Here is a 23,600-nt window from a genome sequence, read left to right as displayed (position 1 = left end):
ACTGCCGATCGAGACAAAGAAATAATGACAGATAATGAATGAATAATACATATTCTAATGAAAAAATTAATCGCAATTTTATTGATAACAGGTATTTTGGGGTGTAAAAGAGATCTTTTGGATACCTCACCCTATTCATCGGTATCCACGGCAACCATGTGGACGACAGACAACCTAACGGACCTGGGAGTTGCCGGGATCTACAATTCCTTTCGGCTCAAGATGAGCCATAGTGGCCTGATCTCGCTTTATGAGCTTTATCAATTTGACCGCTTTTCGTTTACGGGACAGGGACGCTTTGATGAACCGTTGATGACCGGAACGATTACAGCAGGAGACCCCTTGTTCCTGAATGTTTGGCAGATCCAGTACGAAGGTATCCAACGGGCAAATGACGCACTGAAAAATATACCCACCAAATCACCTTCTCCAGCCGAAAAGAAAGCCCGGTATATTGCCGAGGCTAAATTTCTGCGGGCTTATTTTTACTTTAGGCTCAACCAGCTCTACAAGGGAGTGCCCATCTACCTTGAACCCTTTACAGCCGTCGAAGCGATCAAAGGCCGTAATACAGAAGAGGAGGTCTGGCAGCAGGTCCTAGCCGATCTGAACGATTGTATCGCGGAACCTAATTTCCCCGATCGCTATCCTGCCGGTAATGCCAATTATGGCCATGCCACCAAGGCGGCGGCCTATGCACTGCGGGGCAAAGTATACCTCTATCGTAAAGAATGGGCAAAGGCCGCCGCTGATTTTCAAAAGGTAAAGGATGCAGGACATACCTTGTTTGCCGATTATAAAGCATTGTTTAAGGAAGCCAATGAACAATGTCCGGAAATGATCTTTTCCATTCAGCACCGGAGTGAATCGGGCTACGGCAACAACATGCAGCTGCTATGCGGCTGGCCTTCGGTATACTCGCGGGGCTGGAACTACTTTATGCCCACACCTCATCTGGTCGATCTGTATGAAAATAAGGATGGCTCCAAGTTTACATGGGATAAAGTCATTCCGGGGTATTCGGGTTTGACAGAAAATGAACGGGAGGTCTTTTTCCTGCGCAATAACCTGACCGAAGCCGAAAAAGCCGCTGCCGCTTTGCGGGGGGCAAAGATGAGCTTATATCTGCCGCAGGGCAATGAAGAACGGATCAAAAAGGCATATGAAAACCGTGATCCCCGCCTCCAGGCGAATGTGGTGACTCCATATTCTTCTTTTAGGGGAGCCTATAATTTTACGAATGTCGAAAGCCTGCAGTTTATGCGCTGGCCATTCCGTGGCCAGGCCCAGGTGGATGGGGATATCCAGAGTGATACACAGATCAATTTCTTTTATTTCTACCGGAAATTTGTCGCCGAAGGTGTCAATGAGCTTGTTGACCGTAATTACGGGCCGATAGACTTCCCGGTTTTCCGCTATGCCGATATCCTGCTGATGTGGGCCGAAGCGCTGAATGAGGAAGGCCAGCTGAATGAAGCGGTGGCAAAAGTGAATGAAGTCCGTCAGCGTGCAGGTGTTGCGCTGTTGAATTCAAATGCCGCGACCGCTGTGACAGGAAAGGACGACCTGCGCGTCCGCATTCAAAATGAACGCCGGGTTGAGTTCCCAAATGAGGGAATAAACTACTTCGACGAACTGCGCTGGGGAACCTGGAAGGAAAAAGTATTCCAAAAAGGAAATGGACGTAAGCAGATCTGGGGCACCAATGTCAGCAATTATAGTTATAAAGGTGATTTTCTGACGGTATGGCCCATTCCGACTTCGGAATTACAGATGAACGTGAACTTGGTGCAAAACCCAGGTTGGGTAGACTGATTCTTTTTTTGTAATTTAATTTTTTATAAACCTGACAGCTTGCACATAGGAATCGAGCTGTACGATAAACCTAATGATAATATGATCATTCACCGACATCGTTTGTTGATGCTGTTTTTTGCCTTTCTTTTTTGCCCCTTTTGGGCATCGGCCGATACCAGTGATATGGTAAAAAGAGGCTTCGATCTGGCCGAACAGCAATATGAACGGCTCTATAAACATCATACGGATCTGCGTAAATACCCCCGTTCTGCCGATGCACAGGGAAATACATCATTTACAGATATCCACGATTGGACCGGTGGCTTTTGGCCGGGCAGCCTGTGGTATGTCTTTGAATATACAGGTGCCGATAAATGGCGCGATGCCGCCATGAAATGGACCAAATCGTTGGAAAATAATCAGTTCAATACCAGTCACCATGATATTGGTTTTGTCATGAACTGCAGCTATGGCAATGCTTATCGGCTGACAGGGGATACGACCTTCAAACCGATCCTGATCCAGAGTGCCAAGTCGTTGCTGACTCGGTTTAACCCAAAGGTAGGTGCGATCAAATCCTGGAATACATTTCCTTCCTGGGATGGTAAGCATACCTACCAGTTTCCGGTGATCATCGATAATATGATGAACCTGGAACTCCTTTTTCTGGCTTCCAAACTATCGGGTGATCCGGTCTACCGGAATGTGGCCATCCAACATGCCGAAACAACCTTGAAACATCAATATCGGCCTGATTTCAGTTCCTACCATGTCATCAACTACGATCCCAATACGGGTGCGGTGCTCAGTAAGGAAACGGCACAGGGCTTTTCGGACAATTCCGCCTGGGCCCGGGGCCAGGCATGGGGACTCTATGGGTTTACGGTGATGTACCGCGAAACAAAAGACCCGAAATACCTAACAGCAGCCGTGAAAATGGCTGATTTCTATACCCAGCACCCTCGCTTGCCAGCGGATAAAGTACCCCTATGGGATTTTGATGTCGACCAGCCCGGGTTTGTGCCCAACTGGGATTACCATAAAACCGATTTCCAGGACATACCACGGGATGCTTCGGCGGCGGCGGTCACTGCATCGGCATTGCTGGAGCTTGTCGACTATCTTGAGCCCGAACAGCAGCAGGCTTATCTCGATGTGGCCGAAAAGATCCTCCGGTCCCTGGGCTCGGAACGCTATTCCAGCAAGGTGGGCGAAAATGGTTTCTTTCTGCTGAAACATAGCGTCGGCAGTATCCCACATAAAGGGGAAATCGATGTTCCCTTGGTTTATGCAGATTATTATTACCTGGAGGCCTTGACCCGGTGGAATGACCGGATACATCAGTCTACAGCATCGCTCATGCAGGCGTGGAAGACGATGAATGCGCATAAAGCCAAGGCCCTGGCTGATTTTCAGCAACAGAAGTTTGGCCTTTTTATCCACTGGGGGCTATATGCAATTCCGGGGGGCATATGGGATGGCAAGAAAATAGAAGACCTGGGGAGCCCCAGTGTGGCCGAATGGATCCAGCTGGTCGCCAAGATTCCACGGGCCACCTATGCGGAGCTTGCCCCGAAATTTAACCCTCAGGCTTTTGATGCCGACAAGATGGTGAAAATGGCCAAAGATGCCGGCATGAAATACCTTGTCGTCACCAGCAAGCATCACGATGGCTTTGCTTTATTTGACTCTAGGGTGAGCTCCTTTAATGTCGTGCAGGCTACTCCTTATCAAAGGGACATCATTCAGGAACTGTATGAGGCCTGCCTTCGGCATCAACTGGACTTTGGGGTTTACTATTCCCATAATATTGACTGGCGGGATGGCAGCGATGCCCAATATGCCGTCACCAAGGCCCGGAATGACCTCATCAATGCCAAAACGGATGCCTTCGGGGCCAACCGCTGGGATCCCAGTGCCAATTCTTTTGCGGCCTATCTGAATGAAAAGGCTATTCCGCAGGTACAGGAAATCTTGCAGCGGTTTCCAAAACTGAAATACATCTGGTTTGATATGCCAGGACTGATGACGGCAGAACAGAGTTTCCGTTTTTATAAAACGGTCTATGAAGGGAACCCCAATGTGATTGTCTCCGAACGGATTGGCAATGGGATGGGGGATTATGCCATTCCGGGAGATAACCGGATCCCTGCCACGATGGAAACCTTTGCCAAACCTTGGGAAGCCATTGGTACGTTCAACCATTCCTGGGGCTATAAATCCTATGATCATGATTGGAAGGAGGTTGATGAACTGCGTTATTGGCTGCTGGAAATCGTGAGCAAGGGTGGCAATTATATGCTCAATATAGGGCCTGATGCCCAGGGGCAAGTCGTCCCTGAGGTGAAGCGGAATCTTGGGGTTTTGGGACGATGGTTGCGAACCAACGGTGAAGCGGTCTATGGCAGCTCACCCTGGATCATACAGCATGATGGTCCGACCACAGTCCAGATCACGGATACCGAACAAAGGGAAAGGGAGGGCTTCCATGCGAAGTTTACGGCGCTGGACTTTTGGTTTACCCAGAAGAACGGATTTGTCTATGCGATGGCCCTGCACCCGCCAGCAGATGCTCAGGTCAAGGTGCCGGCAATCCACACAGGTCAGGGGAAGGTCACATCGGTTGAAATCCTGGGCTTTGGAAAAGTCGACTTTGGGCAGGATGATAAGGGACTCCACTTGCAGCTGCCCAAGCAGGTACAAGACAATACCCTAGGCTATGCATTAAAGATAAAATTTGCCTGATAAAGCAGGCTCAAAGACCTGAACCACTGAAATAGATATACTAAAGATCAAATGATATGCTGCATTTACCCTATTTATTGCTGAACCGAACCAGGACCCGGGGCTACCTGCTGCTCTTGTGCCTCAGCCTTTGCTGTTACCTGCAGGGACATGCGCAGGACAAAAAGAAGGGCTTGGTCTGGGATGAAGCCAAACAGGTCCTTTTTTTAGGAAACAGTATTACTTATGCCGGAAAATATGTGGCAATGACCGAAAGCCTGTTTTTAACCAGCCACCCGAAACATAAGCCGCAATTTATCAACCTGGGGCTACCCAGTGAAACCCTGTCGGGACTGAGTGAACCTAACCATGCGGATGGCCGCTTTCCCCGACCCTGTCTTTTTGACCGTCTGGACAGTGTCCTCAGCAAAATCAATCCTGAAGTGGTATTTGTCTGTTATGGCATGAACGACGGCATCTATCTGCCCCTGGATGCCAAACGTTTTGAGGCCTATAAAACAGGGGTCAAACTCCTGCATGATCAACTGAAAAAGAAGGGTGTCAAGCATATCCTATGGATGACACCACCAGTACATGATGATCCCAAGCTGAGATTGAATGGCTATAACAAGGTGCTGGACCGTTATGCCGAATGGCTGCTCCAGTACGGACATAGGCATGGATGGGAGGTCATTGACCTGCACTTTCCCATGAAGCGCTATCTGGAAGAACATATCCAGGGCGATCCAGCGTTTAAACTGGCTGCAGACGGTGTGCACCCCGGCGTACTGGGGCACTGGCTGATGGCCAGGGAAATTGTCCGCCACCTGATGCCCAGCCTACCGGTAGCAGCTAGCTGGGAAGAACAGCTCGCCAATGATCCGAAGCTCGGAAAATTATATGAGTTGGTATGGAAACAGCAGACCCTCATGAAAGATGCCTGGCTGACCTACACCGGCCATAAGCGGCCGGGGCTGAACAAGGGACGCCCGCTGCCGGAAGCGCAGCATGAATATCAAAAGATCCAAAGAGAGCTCCAGGGCGAAGGGTTTTAGGGCAGGGAAAGCCTTTCGATGTACACCCACTTGGATGTAAAGGATACAGAAATACCTGATACGAACATAAATAGATGATACAGATGACAACTAATTTTTTAAGATGGAAATGTGCAGCAGCACTGGGGATGCTGCTATGGATGACTGATGCCTCGTTTTCCCAGAGCAAATCGCAGCCCTATGAGGGGGTGCCTGGATGGGCCGAAACACAAGATAAACGGATGGAATGGTTTAAGGAAGCCCGCTTTGGTCTCTTTATCCATTGGGGATTGTATAGTGCTGCCGGAGGCAGTTTTGAAGGAAAAAAATACCCCCAGCACTATGCCGAATGGATACAGACCTGGGGGAAAATCCCCAGTGCGCAGTATGCTGCTGTATTGAAACCAAAATTTACACTTCGCTCGTTTGAGCCAAAAAGCTGGGCCCGCCTGGCCAAAAAAGCAGGAATGAAGTATATGGTCTTGACCTCCAGGCACCATGAAGGCTTTAGCCTGTTTAACAGCCAGCAGCCTTATGCCCTGAAGAATGAGGTGACAGGTTCAGCGAATTTATCACCCAAAGGAAGGGACCTCTATCAAGAAATCATGGATGCCTTCCGGCAGGAGGGCATGAAGGTGGGGGCCTATTATTCCCTGCTGGATTGGCAACACCCCGATTCGTATGAAGCCTTCCAGCTGAACCCCAATCCCGACAATCATAAACCGGATCATGACCGTTATAAAGAATACCTCTATGGCCAGATTAAGGAACTGGCACAGAACTATGGTACGCTGGATATGCTATGGCCCGACTTTAGCAACAAACAGCATGAAGGGGAATCCTGGGGAACGAAGCATATCCTGACGGATCTGATCAAATGGCAGCCAAATATTATTATCAACAACCGGTTTTGGAATGGACTCGAAAATAAGAATGGTGATATCGGTACGCCCGAAAAATATATTCCACCGACAGGATTGCCGGGCATGTACTGGGAGGTGAGCCACACCATGAACGAGAGCTATGGCTATAGTGCCCACGACCAGAACTGGAAGAGCTTTCCAAAAATCATGCAGTTGTTTGTGGAAACGGTCAGTAAGGGTGGCAATTTTCTGCTGAATGTGGGGCCTGATGGGGATGGCGCCATTCCTGCACCTGCCGTGCAGATCATGGAGCGCATCGGCGATTGGATGCAGGTCAATAAGGAAGCGATCTATGGCACAACGGCAAGTCCCTTTCAGGCCCTGGATTGGGGATACTGTACCCAAAAGGCCGGCAAGCTGTACCTGCATATCTTTGATAGGCCTGCCAGTGGGGCAATTGACCTGCCGATCAAAAATAAGGTGATGGCAGCTTATGCACTGGCAGAACCTGGATCGAAACTTAAGGTGGAGATCAAGGAGGGCCGGCCGGTAATTCCGGTGGATGTTTTTACAATAGAAAAAGGTCCGAAAGTCATTGTCGTCGAAATCCAGGGCAAAGCCCTGGTGGAGGAGAGCCTCACACAGACCCAGGCCGATGGCCGCATTGTGATGAATGCCAATAACGCCAAATTGCAGGAAGGGAAGGGACTGAAAATTATCGGTGCCCATACCCACGACCCCAATCGTCCGAATGCCATTGGACAGTGGAAAGACAGCAGGGACCGGGTTTACTGGGATATCAAGATCCAGAAACCCGGCAAGTACAAAGTGCTGGTCAATTACCTGCCTCATGCCAAACATCAGGGTAAAATTATGCTTTCACTGTTTGATCAGCAGTTAACCCATGCCTTTGCTGCCGAAAATGGAAGTACGTTTAAGGAGGTCGAGCTGGGGGTAGTAGATGCCCCTCAACGGGCCATAGGTGAGCCGAGCATCCGGGTGTCTTTGCAGGCCACGGCAATCGAAGGGGAAGCGTTGCCTGAAATTGCCACAGTGACCTTGATTCCGGTGCAGGAATAAATGCCCAGGCCAGGGAGCCTCCTGGATCCGATCTTAATCCATCGATACACAGATCCTGGGGGCTTTCTGACCAGGTGACCTCAGCCTACTACCAGAGCAGTAGGCTGACTGTAGAATGAAATAAGTGATGAACAAACTAGTATACTAAATGAAAAGAAGAGAATTCATTGCCAAGGGCATTGTATCGTCCTTGGCGTTTACCATTGTTCCCCGGGTTGTCCTGGGGGGAAATGGGTTTCTGGCCCCAAGCGACCGGATCAATCTGGGCTTTATCGGTGTTGGGAAGCAATCCTACACCCTGATGAATGGGTTGAACCGCTGTCAAGAAATCAACACCTTGGCTGCCTGTGATGTAGACCGCAAAAAATTGCAGGCATTTATCGCCGCGACTGCAAAAAAGCAGGTGGAGCTTGGAAAAACACAAGGTACGGTGGCGGCCTATGCGCATTACCGTGAGCTGTTGGAGCGGAAAGATATCGATGCGGTGGTGATCGCTACACCGGACCACTGGCATGCGCAGGTGGCGGTGGATGCTGCCCGGGCAGGGAAGGACATCTACTGTGAAAAGCCGCTGGCATTGACGATCGCTGAAGGAAGGGCCATGGTGGACGCCACACGTAAATACAAGCGGGTATTTCAGACGGGAAGTATGCAACGGTCTTCCTTCAACTTCAGACAGGCTGCAGAACTGGTACTGAATGGTTACATTGGCCAGATCAAGGAGATCAATGTCTCGGTGGGTGAACCGGTCAAACAATGTGACCTGCCCGGGATGCCAGCCCCCGATTACCTGGATTGGGACATGTGGGTGGGGCCTTCGCCTTACCGGGGATACAATCCGATCTTGAGCCCACCCATTGAGGATGATAAATGGGCCTGGTGGCGTGGCTATAGCAATTTTGGTGGCGGTTATATCACCGACTGGGGCGCACATATGTTTGACATTGTCCAATGGGCACTTGGTATGGACGGCTCGGGACCCACGCAGTTTAATCCACCAAAGCAAGCCAATGCCGAAAGTGGCCTCTCTTTTATGTATGCCAATGGGGTGAAGGTCAATCATGTACAATGGGGAGTGCCCAATGCCATTCAATTTATCGGTGAGAAAGGTAAGATCGAGGTGTGCCGCGAATTTATCCGTTCGAATCCTGAAAATCTGGCCAAATTAAAGCTGAGCGATGCTGACAAACGGGTGTATTACAGTGACAACCACTATCAGGATTTTGTAGATGCCATCAAGAAGCGCAGCAAACCGATCTGCGATGTGGAAATTGGTCATCGGACGGCCTCGGTATGCAATGCGGTCAACATTGCCTATGAGCTTCAGAAAGACCTCAAATGGGACCCCAAAAAAGAGGAATTTGACAATGAGTATGCCAACCTCCTGCGCAGCCGCCCATATCGCGGTGAATGGGATTTCAGGAAGTTTTGACCAAGGCATCCGGCGCTTATTTCTATAATCTATACCTGTTATAACAGGCTCGGCAGCCCCAACTTGCTTCAAGTTGGGGCTGTTTTGAGAATACCGTTATTTATTTATAGCAGGAACATCATACAGTTTTAAGTGCATTCATAGCACTGGTGCTGCTGAGAGAGACTGAAATTTGACCATGAACAAAAAGAAAATTTGCTATTCTGGAAAGATAATTGCTTTATTTGCATAAAGCAATTATTAAGCGCATAACAGCAGAGGGAACAATCGCTATGTCTCAATTAACAATCGTCGATCTGGCCAAAAAATTAGGCTTATCAAAATCAACCGTTTCCCGTGCATTTCGGGACAATGTGGATATTAACCCTGCTACTAAAGCTCGTATTCTGGCCATGGCCGAAGAGATTGGTTTTTCCCCGAATGTGTATGCGAGTAGCCTCAAAGCCAATAAAAGCCTGACCATTGCGATCATCATTCCTGAATTTGGAAATAAGTTTTTCTCCCAGGCGATCAAGGGCATAGAGGCTGTGGCGCGTTCTAAAGGATATCATACATTAATTTATGTGACCGATCATCAGGTACAAAATGAAGCATCGATTGTCCGTTCCTTGGTCAATGGTCGCGTGGATGGGGTTATTATCTCGGCATCAGGGGAGGGGAAAGATCATTCCCATATCCAATTGCTCGAAGAACGGGGCATACCCGTCATGTTTTTCGACCGGGCATACGATGACTGGAAAGGTGGTTATATTACCGGTAATGACGCAGAAGCAGCCTATCTGGCGACGAAGCATCTGATAGAAAATGATTGTAAAAGGGTGGCTTACCTGGCGATAGACCCCCATATATCTATTGGTAAGGTGCGTAAAGAGGGCTACGAGAAAGCCCTTGTGGAAGCCGGAATTCAGATTGACCCCAGACTGATCCTCGATACCGTCAATGATGCCGAGCAAAATATGAAAGATATTGCAAAGCTCATCGAAACGGAAAAACCCGATGCTATATTTGCTGCTGTCGAACGTCTGGCAATCTCGAGTATCCGGGTGGCCAAAAAATTAAATATCGCTATCCCACAACAGCTCAAGATTATCTGTTTTTCTTGCTTGGATATTGCGGATCTGATCGATCCGGCACTCAGTGTAGTCAAGCAGCCGGCATTTGAAATGGGCGAATTAGTGACAAAACTACTCCTGGAGAAGATGGATGACCCCAATAATGAAAAGTTTGCTAATTCGGTTTATCTTGATTCCCAGCTTATTTTTCAAGAATCCAGCCAGAAATAAGTAAAAAAATATTTGTTTTTAATATACCCAATACTTAGCTTTGATTCATATCGGGAACATTCCCGATGAGTTTAAATAATCAATTTTGTAAAAACATTGGGAGGGGAATAACGGCAAATCGCAACAGGCGATTTCTTTTTTCCTTAGTTTCGGGAACGTTCCCAAAAACAGACCAAGCAAAACTAATTATCGATGGGGAAGCAGATCATTCATTACGTAGGCTATCTTTGGATATTTATCCTGTTGTCTTCGTGTGCCAACAAAAAGGATATTGTTGATCCCGAACAACTCCCTATTGCCGAGCCTGATGCCGCTGGTTTGGTATATGCTTCTTCGCCTTTTATCTTTTGGGATAAGGAAATTACACTGCAATTTGATTTTTCGAAAGGTAACGGAGCTTTCAAAGGAAGTTCGGCCGATCTATACTTGCATATCGGATTGATCGCTGCTGCGGGGGGAGACTGGCAACATGTGCTGACCGATTGGAATAAGAACGATAATGCCTATAAACTACAATTTGTATCCTCTGGTAAATACCGATTCACATTGAATCCGGCAACACTTTTCAAGCTCAACAACGGCACTGGTTTTGGTCAGATCGCGCTCCTGGTACGTAATGCGGATGGATCGTTGGTGCAACGCAACCGCGATGGTTCGGATTTATTGCTGCCATTGGCCGGGGAGAATGGCGCTATCTGCTTTCTTTCTCCAGTAGCGCAACCCACGAGTCCACTATTGGCAGAAGATAATTATCGTGTTGGCGATCTGTTAACAATCAAGGTACAAGGCAGTCAGTCGGGGACAATGACCTTATGGGACAACGGTGTGCAAATTGCCAAGGAAAACAACGTGTCTTTGCTGGAAAAAAAGCTAAGCCTGCAAATCGATGGCATGCATGAAATTGAAGCCCGGCTCCAAAGCAATGGTCAGGTTGTGAGCAGCAAAATGCAATTACTGGCACAGGCCAAACCTGCAATCGCCGCATTGCCAGGGGGAATCAATCCAAATGGTGTTACTGTGGACCGAACAAAAAAGCAGGTGAGTTTTGCGCTTACCGCACCCTTAAAAAAGAATGTATACCTATTAGGTGATTTTAACAGCTATAAGGCAACCTCGGCATATGCAATGAGCCAGACACCGGATGGAAAAACATGGTGGATAACCCTGTCGGATCTGGACTTTGCAAAACCATATACCTATCAATTTCTGATCGATGGTCAGCAATATATAGCCGATCCCTATGCCGAATTGGTTCTCGATCCGCAAAACGATGCTGCATTGGGAACTAACATCGCCAATCTGCCCGCGTATCCACAGGGAGGACGTGGAATCGTTGCGGTACTTGACCTTGTTTCAAAATCTTATCCCTGGAAGGTCAGCTCTTTTGTTAAACCTGCCGCTGGGGATCTGCTGATTTATGAACTCCTGGTACGTGATTTTGTTAAGCAACATCAGTATGCAACGCTCCGGGATTCGTTGTCCTACCTAAAACGCTTAGGGATCAATGCGGTTGAACTGATGCCTGTACAGGAGTCTGAGGGCAATTCGACCTGGGGCTATAATCCCTCTTTTCATCGGGCGCTGGATAAGTACTATGGATCAAAGAATGACTTTAAGGCTTACATTGATGCCTGTCATGAAAATGGCATTGCCGTTATCCTGGACGTGGTATTTAACCATGCCTTTGGCCAGTCGCCAATGGTACAGCTGTATGCCGAAAATACGAATGTTTCCAGTGATAATCCCTGGTTCAATAGCATTGCCAGACATCCTTTTAACGTGGGATTTGATTTTAATCATGAGAGTGCCTACACACAAGCCTTTGTAAAAGATATGTTGACCTTTTGGTTGAAAGAATATAAGATCGATGGTTTTCGTTTTGATCTCTCGAAAGGTTTTACACAGAAAAATTCGGGCACATCGGAGACCGACCTATCGGCCTGGAATGCCTATGATGCATCGCGTGTTGCGATTTTAAAGCAGTACCAACAGCATATCCACAACCTGGATCCGACTTGTTATGTAATTTTGGAACATCTCGGTGGTGACCGGGAGGAAATGGAATTGGCGCAGTCTGGCATGCTGCTCTGGAATAATATGAATGCGGTCTTTAACGAGGCTGCGATGGGTTGGAACAGCAACAACGGATCTGACCTCGGTCGCCTGTTTGCCAGCAGTCATGGCATGTCACAGCCGGCATTTGTCTCCTATATGGAAAGTCACGACGAACAACGCCTGTTGTTCAAATGCCTCAATTATGGAAATGCATCAGGAAACTATAGCATAAAAAATTTAAATACGGCTTTAGCACGAATGGAGCAGGTGGCCCTGTTCCTGTTGACCACTCCAGGTCCCAAGATGATCTGGCAGTTTGGCGAATATGGTTATGATATCTCTATCGACGAAAACGGGCGTACCGGGGAGAAACCAATCCTTTGGGATTATCTGAAACAGGATAAGCGTAAACAGCTTTTTGAGGTCTATGCCGCACTGACACGTTTCAAAATAAAGAACAGCATTTTCCGGGATGGAAAACTCGTAGAATCGGGAATGAAAGAGGCTATGAAATATTTTCTGTTGGAGAAAGATGGGCAGCAGGTAGGGGTGCTTGGCAATTTTGGCGTTACAAGCGCTGACTTTGCACTGCCACAGGCTCTACGTTTGGTTTGGCAAAATAATTTTACAGGAAACACCCTGGATTGGACCAATCAAACGAAAGTCAGTCTTCAGCCCGGAGAGTATCTACTGGTCAGCAAAACAAAACTAAATAAATAAACAGTTATTTTATGAACAAACAGCTATTACGTCCATTTTGGGCCTTGAACATGTTACTCGGGGTGAGTGCTTCGGCATTCGCACAGCAGGCCACGCTTCAGGGAAAAGTAATGGATCAGAAAGGAACTTCCTTGAGCGGTGCAACGCTGCGTTTCGAGGATATTCAACGGTCGCTGTCTACCAATGCAAACGGGGATTTTAGCTTGGATAGACTGAAAGCAGGCAAATTGCGCCTGAAAGTCAGTATGGTAGGTTATGCTACACTCGATACCCTGATTCAGGTGCAAGAGGGCAGTAAGCCTTTAAATTTATACCTTAGATCGGATGCAAGCCAATTGGAAGAAGTGGTTGTGATTGGTTATGGTACGCAGAAAAAGAGTGAACTTACCGGTTCGATCAGCACAGTTACTTCCAAAGACTTTCAAAAAGGGCAGATTTCCTCACCCGAACAATTGATTACGGGGAAAGTGCCGGGGGTACAGATCACCACAAGTGGTGGACAGCCGGGAGCGGGAAGCACGATCCGCATCCGTACTGGAGCCTCCCTGAATGCCAGCAATGACCCGTTGATTGTGGTGGACGGTATTCCGTTGGCCGGCGGATCGGTATCGGGTGTGGCCAATCCGTTAAGCTTGATCAACCCCAATGACATCGAGACTTTCACCATCCTGAAAGATGCCAATGCGACAGCCATTTACGGTTCGCGTGCGTCTAATGGTGTTATCCTGATCACCACAAAAAAAGGGAGTCGGTCGGGTACGCAAATCAATTTTTCTACACAAAACTCCTTGGCTACTGTAGGTAAAAAGGTAGATCTGCTTACGGCAGATCAGATCCGGGACTATGTCAACACAAATGGAGCTGATGACATGAAAAAGCTGCTGGGGACGGCCAATACCGATTGGCAGGATGTGATCTATGGCAATGCGTTTACCACGGATAACAACATCAATATCGCCTCAAAAGCGGGGAACATGCCCTACCGCCTATCGGCTGGATACATGAATCAGGATGGGGTACTGAAAAATGATAACCTCAAACGTACAACAGCGGCCCTGGCCTTGACACCGAAATTTCTCGACAATCACCTTTCGTTGGATGTGAATGTACGCGGGACCTGGTCGAAGTCCAAATTTGCAACACAGGATGCCATCGGTTCGGCTATACAGTTCGATCCGACACAGCCCGTCTATGTGGACGATAAAAATAGCTTTGGTGGATATTATGAGTGGATACAAGGCGGAAAACCCAACCCTAATGCACCCCGCAACCCGCTGGCTTTACTCGAACTTCGTAAAGATAAAGGGGATGTGTTCCGTAGCATCGGTAACGCAAAGTTGGATTATAGTTTTCACTTCCTGCCGGAACTACATGCTAATTTAAATGTAGGCTACGATCTCGCGCGATCCAAGGGGAATACATTTACACCGGCAATTGCAGCACGTAATTTTAATGAGGGAGGTGAACGTACGGAATATAAGACCGATATCAACAACAAAACGCTGGAATTTTATCTGAAATATGATAAAGAATTGCCGGCAATAAAAAGTAATATTGATGCGACAGTAGGCTATGGCTATTATAAGAATAGCACCAAGTCCTATAATTTTGCCCGTACCAATGAAGCCGGGGAGGTCTTAACTTCGGTAAACTTGCCTTTTGACCGTCCAGAAAATCTACTGATTTCCTATTATGGCCGTCTGATCTATACCTACGATAACCGCTATGTACTTTCCGGGACGTTGCGTACCGACGGTTCCTCGCGCTTTAGTCCGGACAACCGCTGGGGCTATTTTCCATCGGTAGGATTTACCTGGCGTGCAAAAAATGAAGGTTTTCTAAAGGACAAGGAAGCAATTTCTGATTTAAAACTGCGCCTGAGCTACGGCAAAACAGGACAACAGGATGGTATTGCCAATTATTCCTATATGCCAAATTATACCATAGGTGGTGACCAGTCAATGTACCGTTTTGGAAATGAGTATTACTACTTGTATTCACCGGTCGTTTACGATGGAGATATCCGCTGGGAAAGTACTTCAACCTACAATGCGGGCATTGACTTTGGTTTTCATAACAATACGGTCTATGGTAGCGTGGATTATTATTCCAAAAAGACCAAAGATCTTTTGAGTACCATTCCGATTGCCGTTGGATCTAACTTTAGCAACTTCTTGCTGACCAATGTCGGCAATATGGAAAATCAGGGGCTGGAAGTTAACCTGCATGTGGTACCGGTCAAAACCGAACACTCCACGTTGGATTTTGGAATTAACTTTACCTACAACCGTAGCAAAGTGACCAACCTGACCTTATCGGATGATCCGAACTTTATGATCGAAACCGGCGGAATCCGGGGTGGAACCGGAAATAATATTCAGGCACATATGGTCGGTTATACCCCCTATAGCTTTAGAGCCTTTCAACAGGTTTATGATGAACAGGGAAAACCAGTAGAAGGTCTGTATGTGGACCGGAATGGTGACGGGGTCATCAGTGACAGCGACCGTTATATGTATAAATCACCATTGCCAAAATACTTACTGGGCTTCACGGCTGCATATTCCTATAAAAAATGGTCAGCGGCAACGACTTTCCGGGCTAATTTGGATAATTACGTCTATGACAATGTCTCCTCTAACTTTGGCAGCAGCTATAATGTGATTGACCAGGCTTCCTTGGTCATCAATAATGCACCGGTGGATTTTCTGAACAGTAACTTTAAGGAAAAGCAATTACAAAGCGATTATTACATCAAAAATGCGTCTTTCCTAAAAATGGATAATATCAATGTGTCTTACCAGTTCGGCCAATTTTTACGGAATAGTAAGGCCAATCTGTCGATTTCGGCAACTGTACAGAATGTATTTACCCTATCGAAGTATAAAGGTGTGGATCCGGAAATCTCCAACGGTATCGACGACCGCTTCTATCCACGGCCACGCACCTATGTATTGGGGATCAATGTCAATTTTTAGAAAAGTGAATGTGTAAACATTGTATTTAACGCGAATAAAAATGAAAAAACTAACGAACTATATATCGGCTTGTCTATTGGCACTCACTTTATCCGGCTGCCATAAGGATCTGGACCTGAAGCCGACCAATGACGTGACCGCTGATGTGGCTTACAAAGATTTTAAAGGGTATACCATGGCCTTTGCCCGACTGTACGGCAGCCTAACCATGCCAAGTACATCCGGACCCAATAATTCTGATCTGGGCGGGCTGGATCCGGGTACTTCTGATTTTTTACGCCTTTTTTGGAATGCGCAGGAACTGACAACGGACGAGGCTGCCTGTGCCTGGCTGAATGATCCCGGGATCAGTGGGCTGGATTATCTGAATTTTGACGATAGCAACCCTATGTTGCGTGGTCTCTACACACGCTGTATCTACAGCGCTACCTTAGTCAATGAATTTCTGCGCGAGAGTACGGACGCAAAATTAAGCGAGCGTGGCCTATCCGACACTGATAAAGCGGAAATCGCTTATTATAGAGCCGAAGCGCGGTTCCTGCGTGCCTATAATTATTGGGTGCTGTTGGACCTTTTTGGCAATCCACCCTTCGTGACCGAAGAAACTGCTGTGGGGAAGGTACCGCCGCCACAGATCAAAAGACCCGAACTTTTTGCGTATGTGGAAAAAGAACTACTGGACGTAGCTGGCCAGCTGAAAGGTTCGCGGCAGAATGTCTATGGCCGGATAGATGAGGTGGCAGCCTGGGGGCTATTGGCCAGACTTTATCTCAATGCTGAAGTCTATCTGGGTGCCGGCAATAAAAAATATACCGAGGCGATCAGCTATTCGGAAAAGGTATTAAACTCAGGCTATAATTTGGGAACAAATTACAGTCAGCTTTTCAATGCCGATAACGATGTGAACAATCCAGAATTTATCTTCTATTTACCTTATGATGGTACAAAGACCCAAAGTAAAGGCGGAACGACTTACCTGATCAATGCGGCTATTGATGCCTCCATGAATCCAACTTCTTTTGGTGTTCCTGGTGGTGGCTGGGCTGGAAATAGGGTACGTGACAACATCGCGACGATCTTTGGTGACTACTCAGGAGCCACAGACAAACGCGCTCTTTTTCACTTGAATTCGAGTGTGAAGATCGAAGATATTGCGGTGTATAAGCAAGGGTTGGCAGTAACCAAATTTCGTAACATGAATAAAGATGGCAAGACTGCACCTACCGCCGCCGAGGGTTTTGTTGCTTCCGTTGATTTTCCGTTGATCCGTCTGGCAGAAATGCACCTGATCTATGCCGAGGCGACACTACGTGGTGGCTCGGGCGGAACAGTCGCCAAAGCATTGGATTATGTCAATAAATTGCGTACACGAGCTTATGGCAATACCAGTGGAAACCTGACTAACCTCTCGCTGGACGATGTGCTGAATGAGCGCGTAAAAGAGCTGTATTGGGAGGGATTTCGGCGCTCAGATTTAATCCGTTATGGCAAATTCACGGGCGATAATTATCTCTGGCCATTTAAGGGTGGGGTGTTGGCAGGGCAAGCTGTACCGAGTTACCGCGCCTTGTTCCCGATTCCGGCCGCGGATCTGATCGCGAATCCGAACCTGGTGCAGAATCCAGGCTATAATTAATCGCATATTGAATGATAAACCCATATTCCATCTTCAGATGGAAGCAGAAAAAGATGTATACATGAAAATAATACACTATATCGGAATCGCGCTGCTATTGTTGGCGGCTTTCCAAAGTTGTAAAAAAGACGAAACACAGGCCCGGCTACATCCGGCAGATGCGGTGAAAGCCGCCACACTGAGCTTGGATAAAAGCAGTTTGATCTTGTCAAAAGCCACAGCCAATGATACGGTATTGCGCCTGAGTCTGGTGCAACCGGACTTTGGATATCAGGCTGCGGTAACAAATGTGATCCAGTTTGGGCGCAAGGGGGATAATTTTAAAACAGTAAAAGAGGTTGTGCTGCCTAATGGACGCAGTGCCATGGGATTCACAGGGTATGAACTGAATAGCTACCTGTTATCCTTAGGTGTGCCTACCGGCGAAGCATCGGATTTTGATGTACGCTTAAAGTCCAGTATCAGCAGTAAGATCGCTGCTGTTTTCTCCGCGCTCAGTGGTTTAAAAGCTAGTCCTTACGCATCGACCAGCTATTTGTATGTACCGGGAGCCTACCAGGGCTGGGATCCGGTCACCGCAGAATCGCTCGTATCACCGACAAGTAATGGGATTTACACTGGAATCATTGCTTATCCGGAAGCAAATTCGGAGTTTAAGCTGACCACGGAACGCAATTGGGCAAATTCCTATGGACAGACAGCACCCGGTAAAATTGCCTACAACAGCGGCGATAACATCAAAGCACCACGCGCAGGAAACCTCGAAATTGAAGTCAATACTACAGCCAATACCATTACATTCAAAGATCATAGCTGGGGTGTCATCGGAAGTGCTACACCAAAAGGATGGGATGCAGATACCGACATGAAATACGACAATGCCAACCAGCTGTGGAAGTTAACCGTTACTCTGGTGGCGGGAGAAATCAAGTTCCGTAAGAATCACGACTGGGGAACAAACTTCGGCGGTGCCAATGGAACGTTGGTGGCCGGTGGTGACAATATTGCCGTTGCCAAAGCCGGTATTTACGACATTGTCTTTGACCTCAATGCGAATACATACACTTTAACCAAGAAATAATGCCGACCATATTAAAAACAACGATACGACTTACCACAGGAATTGTGGCACTAACAGCGCTTGGATGGAGCCCCTTAAAGGGGCAATCCATTCAGCGGGTAGAACCTTTGAACTGGTGGGTAGGCATGGAAAACCCAGCCTTGCAGCTTGTCGTCTATGGCCCGCAGATCGGGAAAAGTGAGGTACAGGTTGACGACAAAGGCATTGAACTCCTTCGGGTAAACCGGACAGAAAACCCTAATTACCTGTTTTTGGATGTTAAGATAACAGCGTCTGCTCAACCGGGCTGGTCTACCTTTACCTTTAGTCAGGGAAAGAAGAAACTGACCTATCGCTACGAACTAAAACAGCGAAACCAGGCTGTCAAAGCACAAGGAGTGACCAGCAAAGACTTGATATACCTGATTATGCCCGACCGTTTTGCGAATGGCAATAAGGCAAATGATCAGGTGAAGGGTATGCTGGATATGAGCTTGAACCGGGATTCCATGTATTTACGCCACGGTGGCGACTTGGAAGGAGTGATCGGTAAACTGGATTATCTCCAGGATCTGGGGGTGACCTCGGTCTGGATGACACCCGTATTGACCAACGATATGCCCTTGGCTTCCTATCATGGTTATGCAAATACCGAAACCTATCATATTGACCCGCGTTTTGGAAGCAATGATACCTATGTCCAATTGGGTGAGCAACTGCATAAACGCCAGATGAAACTGATTTTTGACGTGGTGCCCAATCATATCGGCAGTTATCACTGGACGGTGAAGGATAAGCCGATGGCAGACTGGCTCAACGAATGGCCGGAATATACCCAAACCTCTTATAAGGATCAGACTGTGTTCGATCCTTATGCCTCCGCAGCGGATAAAAAGAAAATGGTCAAAGGCTGGTTTGTGCCGACGATGCCTGATATGAACCAACAGAACCCGTATGTGCAAAACTATTTGACACAAAGTCATATCTGGTGGATAGAAACGGCAGCCATCGACGGATTTCGTATTGATACCTACCCTTACAATGATCTGGATTTTATGGGAAAATGGACCGACCGCATTCAAAATGAGTATCCAAACTTTACTTTTTTTGGTGAAACCTGGGTGCAGGGTGTTGCCAACCAAGCTTATTTCCTAGGCGGGAAGCGTGTGGGGCAGGAGGTCGATTCGAAGCTGATGGGGGTAACGGATTTTCAGCTGAATTATGCGATTGGGGATGCGCTCAATCAAAAGAGCGAATGGACAGTGGGAGCAAATAAACTTTACAGCACGTTGGCCTCAGACTACCAATATCCACAACCGGAACAGAATGTTATCTTTTTGGACAATCACGATAAGGATCGCTTTTTCTCGGTCATAGGCGAAAATGTACAAAAATATAAATCGGCAATGGCCTGGCTGCTGACGACAAGGGGGATCCCCCAATTGTACTATGGAGCCGAAATCCTGATGAAGAACTTTTCCAATCCGGATGGTCTGTTGCGCGAAGATTTTCAGGGTGGTTTTGCCGGCGACAAGAAGGACAAATTTACCGTAGCCGGCCGGACAGAAGCCGAGCAGGAGATGTGGTCTTTTGTACGTACCCTGGCCAACTACCGTAAGCAGCATCCTGTCCTTCAATCGGGAAAAACGATGCAGTATGTGCCGGAGGATGGCGTATATGTTTATTTCCGCTACAATGAGCAGCAAACTGTAATGGTGATGATGAACTGCAACGATCAGGAAAAGGAAGTGAAGCTCGACCGCTTTGCTGAACGGAACGCAAAAGCAACAGGTTATGTAGACGTTATCAGTCAGCAGGCACTGAAACCAACTGATCATAAAATCAAACTGGCGGCTTACGAGACGAAAGTACTTGACCTAAAATTTTAATACAACGCGATATTTTAAATTTCATTTTTTCAATGATTAATTATACTACTGTAAAAGCCGTAATATTTGATTTGGACGGTGTGTTGGTGGATACGGCAATCTACCACTTTCAAGCCTGGCATAGACTGGCTACGAGTCTGGGCTATTCCTTCTCTGTGGCGGATAATGAGCAACTGAAAGGCGTGAGCCGTGTTGAATCACTTGAACTTATTCTGAAGTGGGCAGGACTGGAGAAATCCGAGCAGGAGAAAGCAGCGTTGTTGCAGCAGAAAAACCAATGGTATCTTGATCTGATCGAACAGCTCAACCCTGGGCAGCTGCTTCCGGGCAGCCTCGACCTGCTCAATAAGCTTCGCGAAAAGCATATTTTGATCGCATTGGGATCGGCCAGCAAAAATGCATTGAACATCCTTCAGAAAACTGGGATCGTGGATTATTTTGATGCATTGATCGATGGAAATGTGGTACAGGCTTCTAAGCCGGATCCTGAAGTATTCCTTAAAGGAGCAGCGGCTTTGGGGGTGGCACCTTCGTTTTGTCTGGTACTTGAAGATGCCCAAGCCGGCATTGATGCTGCTAAGGCTGCCAATATGCAGGTTATTGGTGTTGGAGAGGCCGATAACTTAAAAGGAGCGGATGACATCGTGGCCAATTTAGGTGTATTAGTCGATAAATTTTAAATTATAGTAGCAATTAACAAATGAAAACATATATCAAGCATGACCCTTGGCAAATTATAGAAGATGAGTTTAGACCTGATCATAACGAATTTTCGGAAAGTATTTTTTCCATTGGTAATGGACGCATGGGACAACGGGCCAATTTTGAAGAACAGTTTAGTGGAAGAACATTACAGGGCTCTTATCTGGCAGGTATTTACTATCCAGATAAAACCCGTGTGGGCTGGTGGAAAAACGGTTACCCCGAATATTTTGCCAAGGTAATCAACTCTTTCAACTGGATCGGACTGACAATCATGATCAATGGTCAACCACTGGATCTGGCAAAGGTTAAGGTAAAATCATTTGAACGCCGCTTGGATATGCAACGGGGCGTTTTGCAGCGTAGTTTTGTTGCAGTGATGCCCAACGGAACAGAAGTGAAGGTGGAGGCCAGTCGTATGTATCATCTTTTTGCTTCTGAAACGGCATCCTTACAATATACTATCCAGGCACTGACAGCCGACGTTACGATCGAGCTAATTTCGTTTTTGGACGCAGAGGTCGTCAATAGGGACAGCAACTACGATGAGAAGTTTTGGGAGCCCTTGGCGCAGGGGGAACGGGGAGACAACCTGTTTGTCTGCTCACGGACAAAGAAAACGGGCTTTGAAGTCTGCGCGGAGCTCCAAACGCGGGTTACAGGAGCGGATGGCATGATTAGCGCAGCGGATAGCATTTCGGAAAATGGTTGTGTAGGCCAACGGTATCGCACGACAGTAGCCAGATCGCAAACACTCTGCATTGAAAAAAGAGTAGCGATCGTAACATCCGAAAACCATGCGGCCGCAGACTTGCAGGCAGTTGCGACAGCGCGCCTGGCGGAGTTGGCCCCATTGCAGTTTGACCAATTGAAGGAAAAACAGGCAAAAGCCTGGCAGGCAATCTGGGCTGAAAGTGATATCGAGATCTTTGGTGATGTGGCTGCTCAGCAGGCCATCCGCTACAATATCTTTCAGCTTAACCAAACCTATACCGGTGAGGATGCCCGACTGAATATCGGGCCAAAAGGTTTCACGGGCGAGAAATACGGAGGGGTAACCTACTGGGATACCGAGGCGTATTGCATCCCTTTTTACCTGGCTACACAATCGCCGGAGATTGCACGAAATCTCTTGTTGTATCGCCATCAACAATTGGGCAAAGCAATTGAAAATGCGGAAAAATTGGGCTTCAGCAATGGCGCGGCTCTCTTCCCGATGGTGACGATCAATGGTGAAGAATGCCACAACGAATGGGAAATAACTTTTGAGGAAATACACCGCAATGGTGCCATTGCTTTTGCCATTTACAACTACGCCCGTTATACCGGGGACACGGATTATACCTGGTCCCATGGATTGGATGTTTTGGTTGCCATCAGCAGGTTCTGGACCCAACGCGTTAATTGGAGCACGGATAAACAGCAATATGTCATGTTGGGTGTAACCGGACCTAACGAATATGAGAACAACGTAAATAACAACTGGTACACCAACCGGATTGCATCCTGGTGTTTGGAATATACCCTGAACTGCTTGAAAGATGCTGAGCATGCTCAACCGGGATCGTTTAACGCACTGTTTGACCGGCTAGGGGTAAGCGGTGAGGAACGCAATAGCTGGCAACATATCATCGATAACCTTTACTACCCATATGATGAAAAGCGGCAGATCTTTTTGCAACAGGACGGTTTCTTGGATAAAGAATTGATTGCAGTTGAGGATCTGGATCCTTCACAGCGTCCTATCAATCAGAAATGGAGCTGGGATCGCATCTTACGTTCCTGTTATATTAAACAGGCGGATGTGCTCCAGGGCTTTTATTTTCTTGAGGAATGCTTTGATGATGATACCCTGCGGCGCCATTTCGAATTTTATGAACCGCTTACGGTACATGAAAGTTCGCTTTCTCCGTGCGTACACGCCATATTAGCGGCTAAGCTTGGTAAAACTGACAAGGCTTATGAGTTCTATTTACGGACATCGCGCCTGGATCTGGATGATTACAATAACGACACTGAAGATGGCTTGCATATTACCTCGATGGCAGGTACCTGGATGACCATTGTCGAAGGATTTGCCGGAATGCGTGTAAAAGAAGGAAAACTATATTTAAATCCTATGTTACCAGCAGAATGGCAGGGGTATAAGTTCCGCGTGCTCTTTCGCGGTGCTATTCTATTGATCGAAGTACATGGCGATGGATATACAGTCGACAATATAAGCGATACGGCTGTTGATATACAGACGACGACTGACGCATTTACGTTGGCTGCGCAGAGCCGAAAAGAGGTGTCTCAGGTAGGATAGTTCCGCATTTGCAAGTGTGGAGGACTTCCGCACTTGCAA

At 47.3% G+C, this 23,600-nt stretch carries 13 protein-coding genes; all 13 read left to right on the top strand.

The features are described from left to right. Positions 1–57 precede the first annotated feature (57 nt). The 13 genes from HX021_RS13110 to HX021_RS13050 all read left to right on the top strand — a co-directional run bounded on the left by HX021_RS13110 (position 58) and on the right by HX021_RS13050 (position 23,561). The gene (locus HX021_RS13110; protein WP_286590839.1) at positions 58–1,815 is read left to right on the top strand and encodes a RagB/SusD family nutrient uptake outer membrane protein; all 1,758 of its coding nucleotides are present in this window, start codon (positions 58–60) and stop codon (positions 1,813–1,815) included. A 39-nt stretch (positions 1,816–1,854) separates the two neighbouring features. After that, positions 1,855–4,542 carry an alpha-L-fucosidase gene (locus HX021_RS13105; protein ID WP_286590838.1) on the top strand — a complete coding sequence of 896 codons (2,688 nt, stop codon included), beginning with the start codon at positions 1,855–1,857 and terminating at the stop codon, positions 4,540–4,542. Between the two features lie 116 nt (positions 4,543–4,658). After that, positions 4,659–5,576, top strand: a complete 918-nt coding sequence (locus tag HX021_RS13100) for an SGNH/GDSL hydrolase family protein (RefSeq protein WP_286590837.1) — start codon at positions 4,659–4,661, stop codon at positions 5,574–5,576. An 83-nt stretch (positions 5,577–5,659) separates the two neighbouring features. Continuing rightward, the gene (locus tag HX021_RS13095; protein WP_286590836.1) at positions 5,660–7,498 is read left to right on the top strand and encodes an alpha-L-fucosidase; all 1,839 of its coding nucleotides are present in this window, start codon (positions 5,660–5,662) and stop codon (positions 7,496–7,498) included. Between the two features lie 148 nt (positions 7,499–7,646). Continuing rightward, entirely contained in the window at positions 7,647–8,930 is a 1,284-nt protein-coding gene (locus HX021_RS13090) for a Gfo/Idh/MocA family protein (protein WP_286590835.1), read from the top strand. Between the two features lie 272 nt (positions 8,931–9,202). Next, entirely contained in the window at positions 9,203–10,213 is a 1,011-nt protein-coding gene (locus HX021_RS13085; protein WP_286590834.1) for a LacI family DNA-binding transcriptional regulator, read from the top strand. Positions 10,214–10,405: 192 nt separating this feature from the next. Continuing rightward, complete coding sequence (locus HX021_RS13080; RefSeq protein ID WP_286590833.1) at positions 10,406–12,988, top strand: alpha-amylase family glycosyl hydrolase; 2,583 nt, start codon at positions 10,406–10,408, stop codon at positions 12,986–12,988. An 11-nt stretch (positions 12,989–12,999) separates the two neighbouring features. Beyond that, positions 13,000–15,966: a SusC/RagA family TonB-linked outer membrane protein gene (locus HX021_RS13075; RefSeq protein ID WP_286590832.1), complete on the top strand. Its 2,967-nt coding sequence runs from the start codon at positions 13,000–13,002 to the stop codon at positions 15,964–15,966. A 40-nt stretch (positions 15,967–16,006) separates the two neighbouring features. Further along, the gene (locus tag HX021_RS13070; RefSeq protein WP_286590831.1) at positions 16,007–17,602 is read left to right on the top strand and encodes a RagB/SusD family nutrient uptake outer membrane protein; all 1,596 of its coding nucleotides are present in this window, start codon (positions 16,007–16,009) and stop codon (positions 17,600–17,602) included. A 61-nt stretch (positions 17,603–17,663) separates the two neighbouring features. Continuing rightward, entirely contained in the window at positions 17,664–18,683 is a 1,020-nt protein-coding gene (locus HX021_RS13065; protein ID WP_286590828.1) for a SusE domain-containing protein, read from the top strand. Further along, the gene (locus tag HX021_RS13060) at positions 18,683–20,551 is read left to right on the top strand and encodes a glycoside hydrolase family 13 protein (RefSeq protein WP_286590826.1); all 1,869 of its coding nucleotides are present in this window, start codon (positions 18,683–18,685) and stop codon (positions 20,549–20,551) included. Before HX021_RS13065 ends, HX021_RS13060 begins: the two co-directional genes overlap by 1 nt. A gap of 32 nt (positions 20,552–20,583) precedes the next feature. After that, positions 20,584–21,231, top strand: a complete 648-nt coding sequence (gene pgmB, locus HX021_RS13055; RefSeq protein ID WP_286590825.1) for a beta-phosphoglucomutase — start codon at positions 20,584–20,586, stop codon at positions 21,229–21,231. Between the two features lie 20 nt (positions 21,232–21,251). Then, a complete protein-coding gene (locus HX021_RS13050; protein WP_286590824.1) occupies positions 21,252–23,561 on the top strand; it encodes a family 65 glycosyl hydrolase domain-containing protein in 2,310 nt (769 codons plus the stop codon). Positions 23,562–23,600: the final 39 nt, after the last annotated feature.

Origin of the sequence: Sphingobacterium sp. N143 (assembly GCF_030325625.1) — a bacterium.
In the GTDB taxonomy this organism is placed as follows: domain Bacteria; phylum Bacteroidota; class Bacteroidia; order Sphingobacteriales; family Sphingobacteriaceae; genus Sphingobacterium.
Note: the sequence above shows the minus strand (reverse complement) of the source record. Positions and strands in the feature narration are given on the sequence as shown.

Bases quoted from the DNA above. Each gene is read 5' to 3' on its own strand.
- HX021_RS13110 (WP_286590839.1), top strand. From the start codon at position 58: ATGAAAAAATTAATCGCAATTTTATTGATAACAGGTATTTTGGGGTGT.
- HX021_RS13095 (WP_286590836.1), top strand. From the start codon at position 5,660: ATGACAACTAATTTTTTAAGATGGAAATGTGCAGCAGCACTGGGGATG.
- HX021_RS13090 (WP_286590835.1), top strand. From the start codon at position 7,647: ATGAAAAGAAGAGAATTCATTGCCAAGGGCATTGTATCGTCCTTGGCG.
- HX021_RS13085 (WP_286590834.1), top strand. From the start codon at position 9,203: ATGTCTCAATTAACAATCGTCGATCTGGCCAAAAAATTAGGCTTATCA.
- HX021_RS13080 (WP_286590833.1), top strand. From the start codon at position 10,406: ATGGGGAAGCAGATCATTCATTACGTAGGCTATCTTTGGATATTTATC.
- HX021_RS13075 (WP_286590832.1), top strand. From the start codon at position 13,000: ATGAACAAACAGCTATTACGTCCATTTTGGGCCTTGAACATGTTACTC.
- HX021_RS13070 (WP_286590831.1), top strand. From the start codon at position 16,007: ATGAAAAAACTAACGAACTATATATCGGCTTGTCTATTGGCACTCACT.
- HX021_RS13065 (WP_286590828.1), top strand. From the start codon at position 17,664: ATGAAAATAATACACTATATCGGAATCGCGCTGCTATTGTTGGCGGCT.
- HX021_RS13060 (WP_286590826.1), top strand. From the start codon at position 18,683: ATGCCGACCATATTAAAAACAACGATACGACTTACCACAGGAATTGTG.
- pgmB (WP_286590825.1), top strand. From the start codon at position 20,584: ATGATTAATTATACTACTGTAAAAGCCGTAATATTTGATTTGGACGGT.
- HX021_RS13050 (WP_286590824.1), top strand. From the start codon at position 21,252: ATGAAAACATATATCAAGCATGACCCTTGGCAAATTATAGAAGATGAG.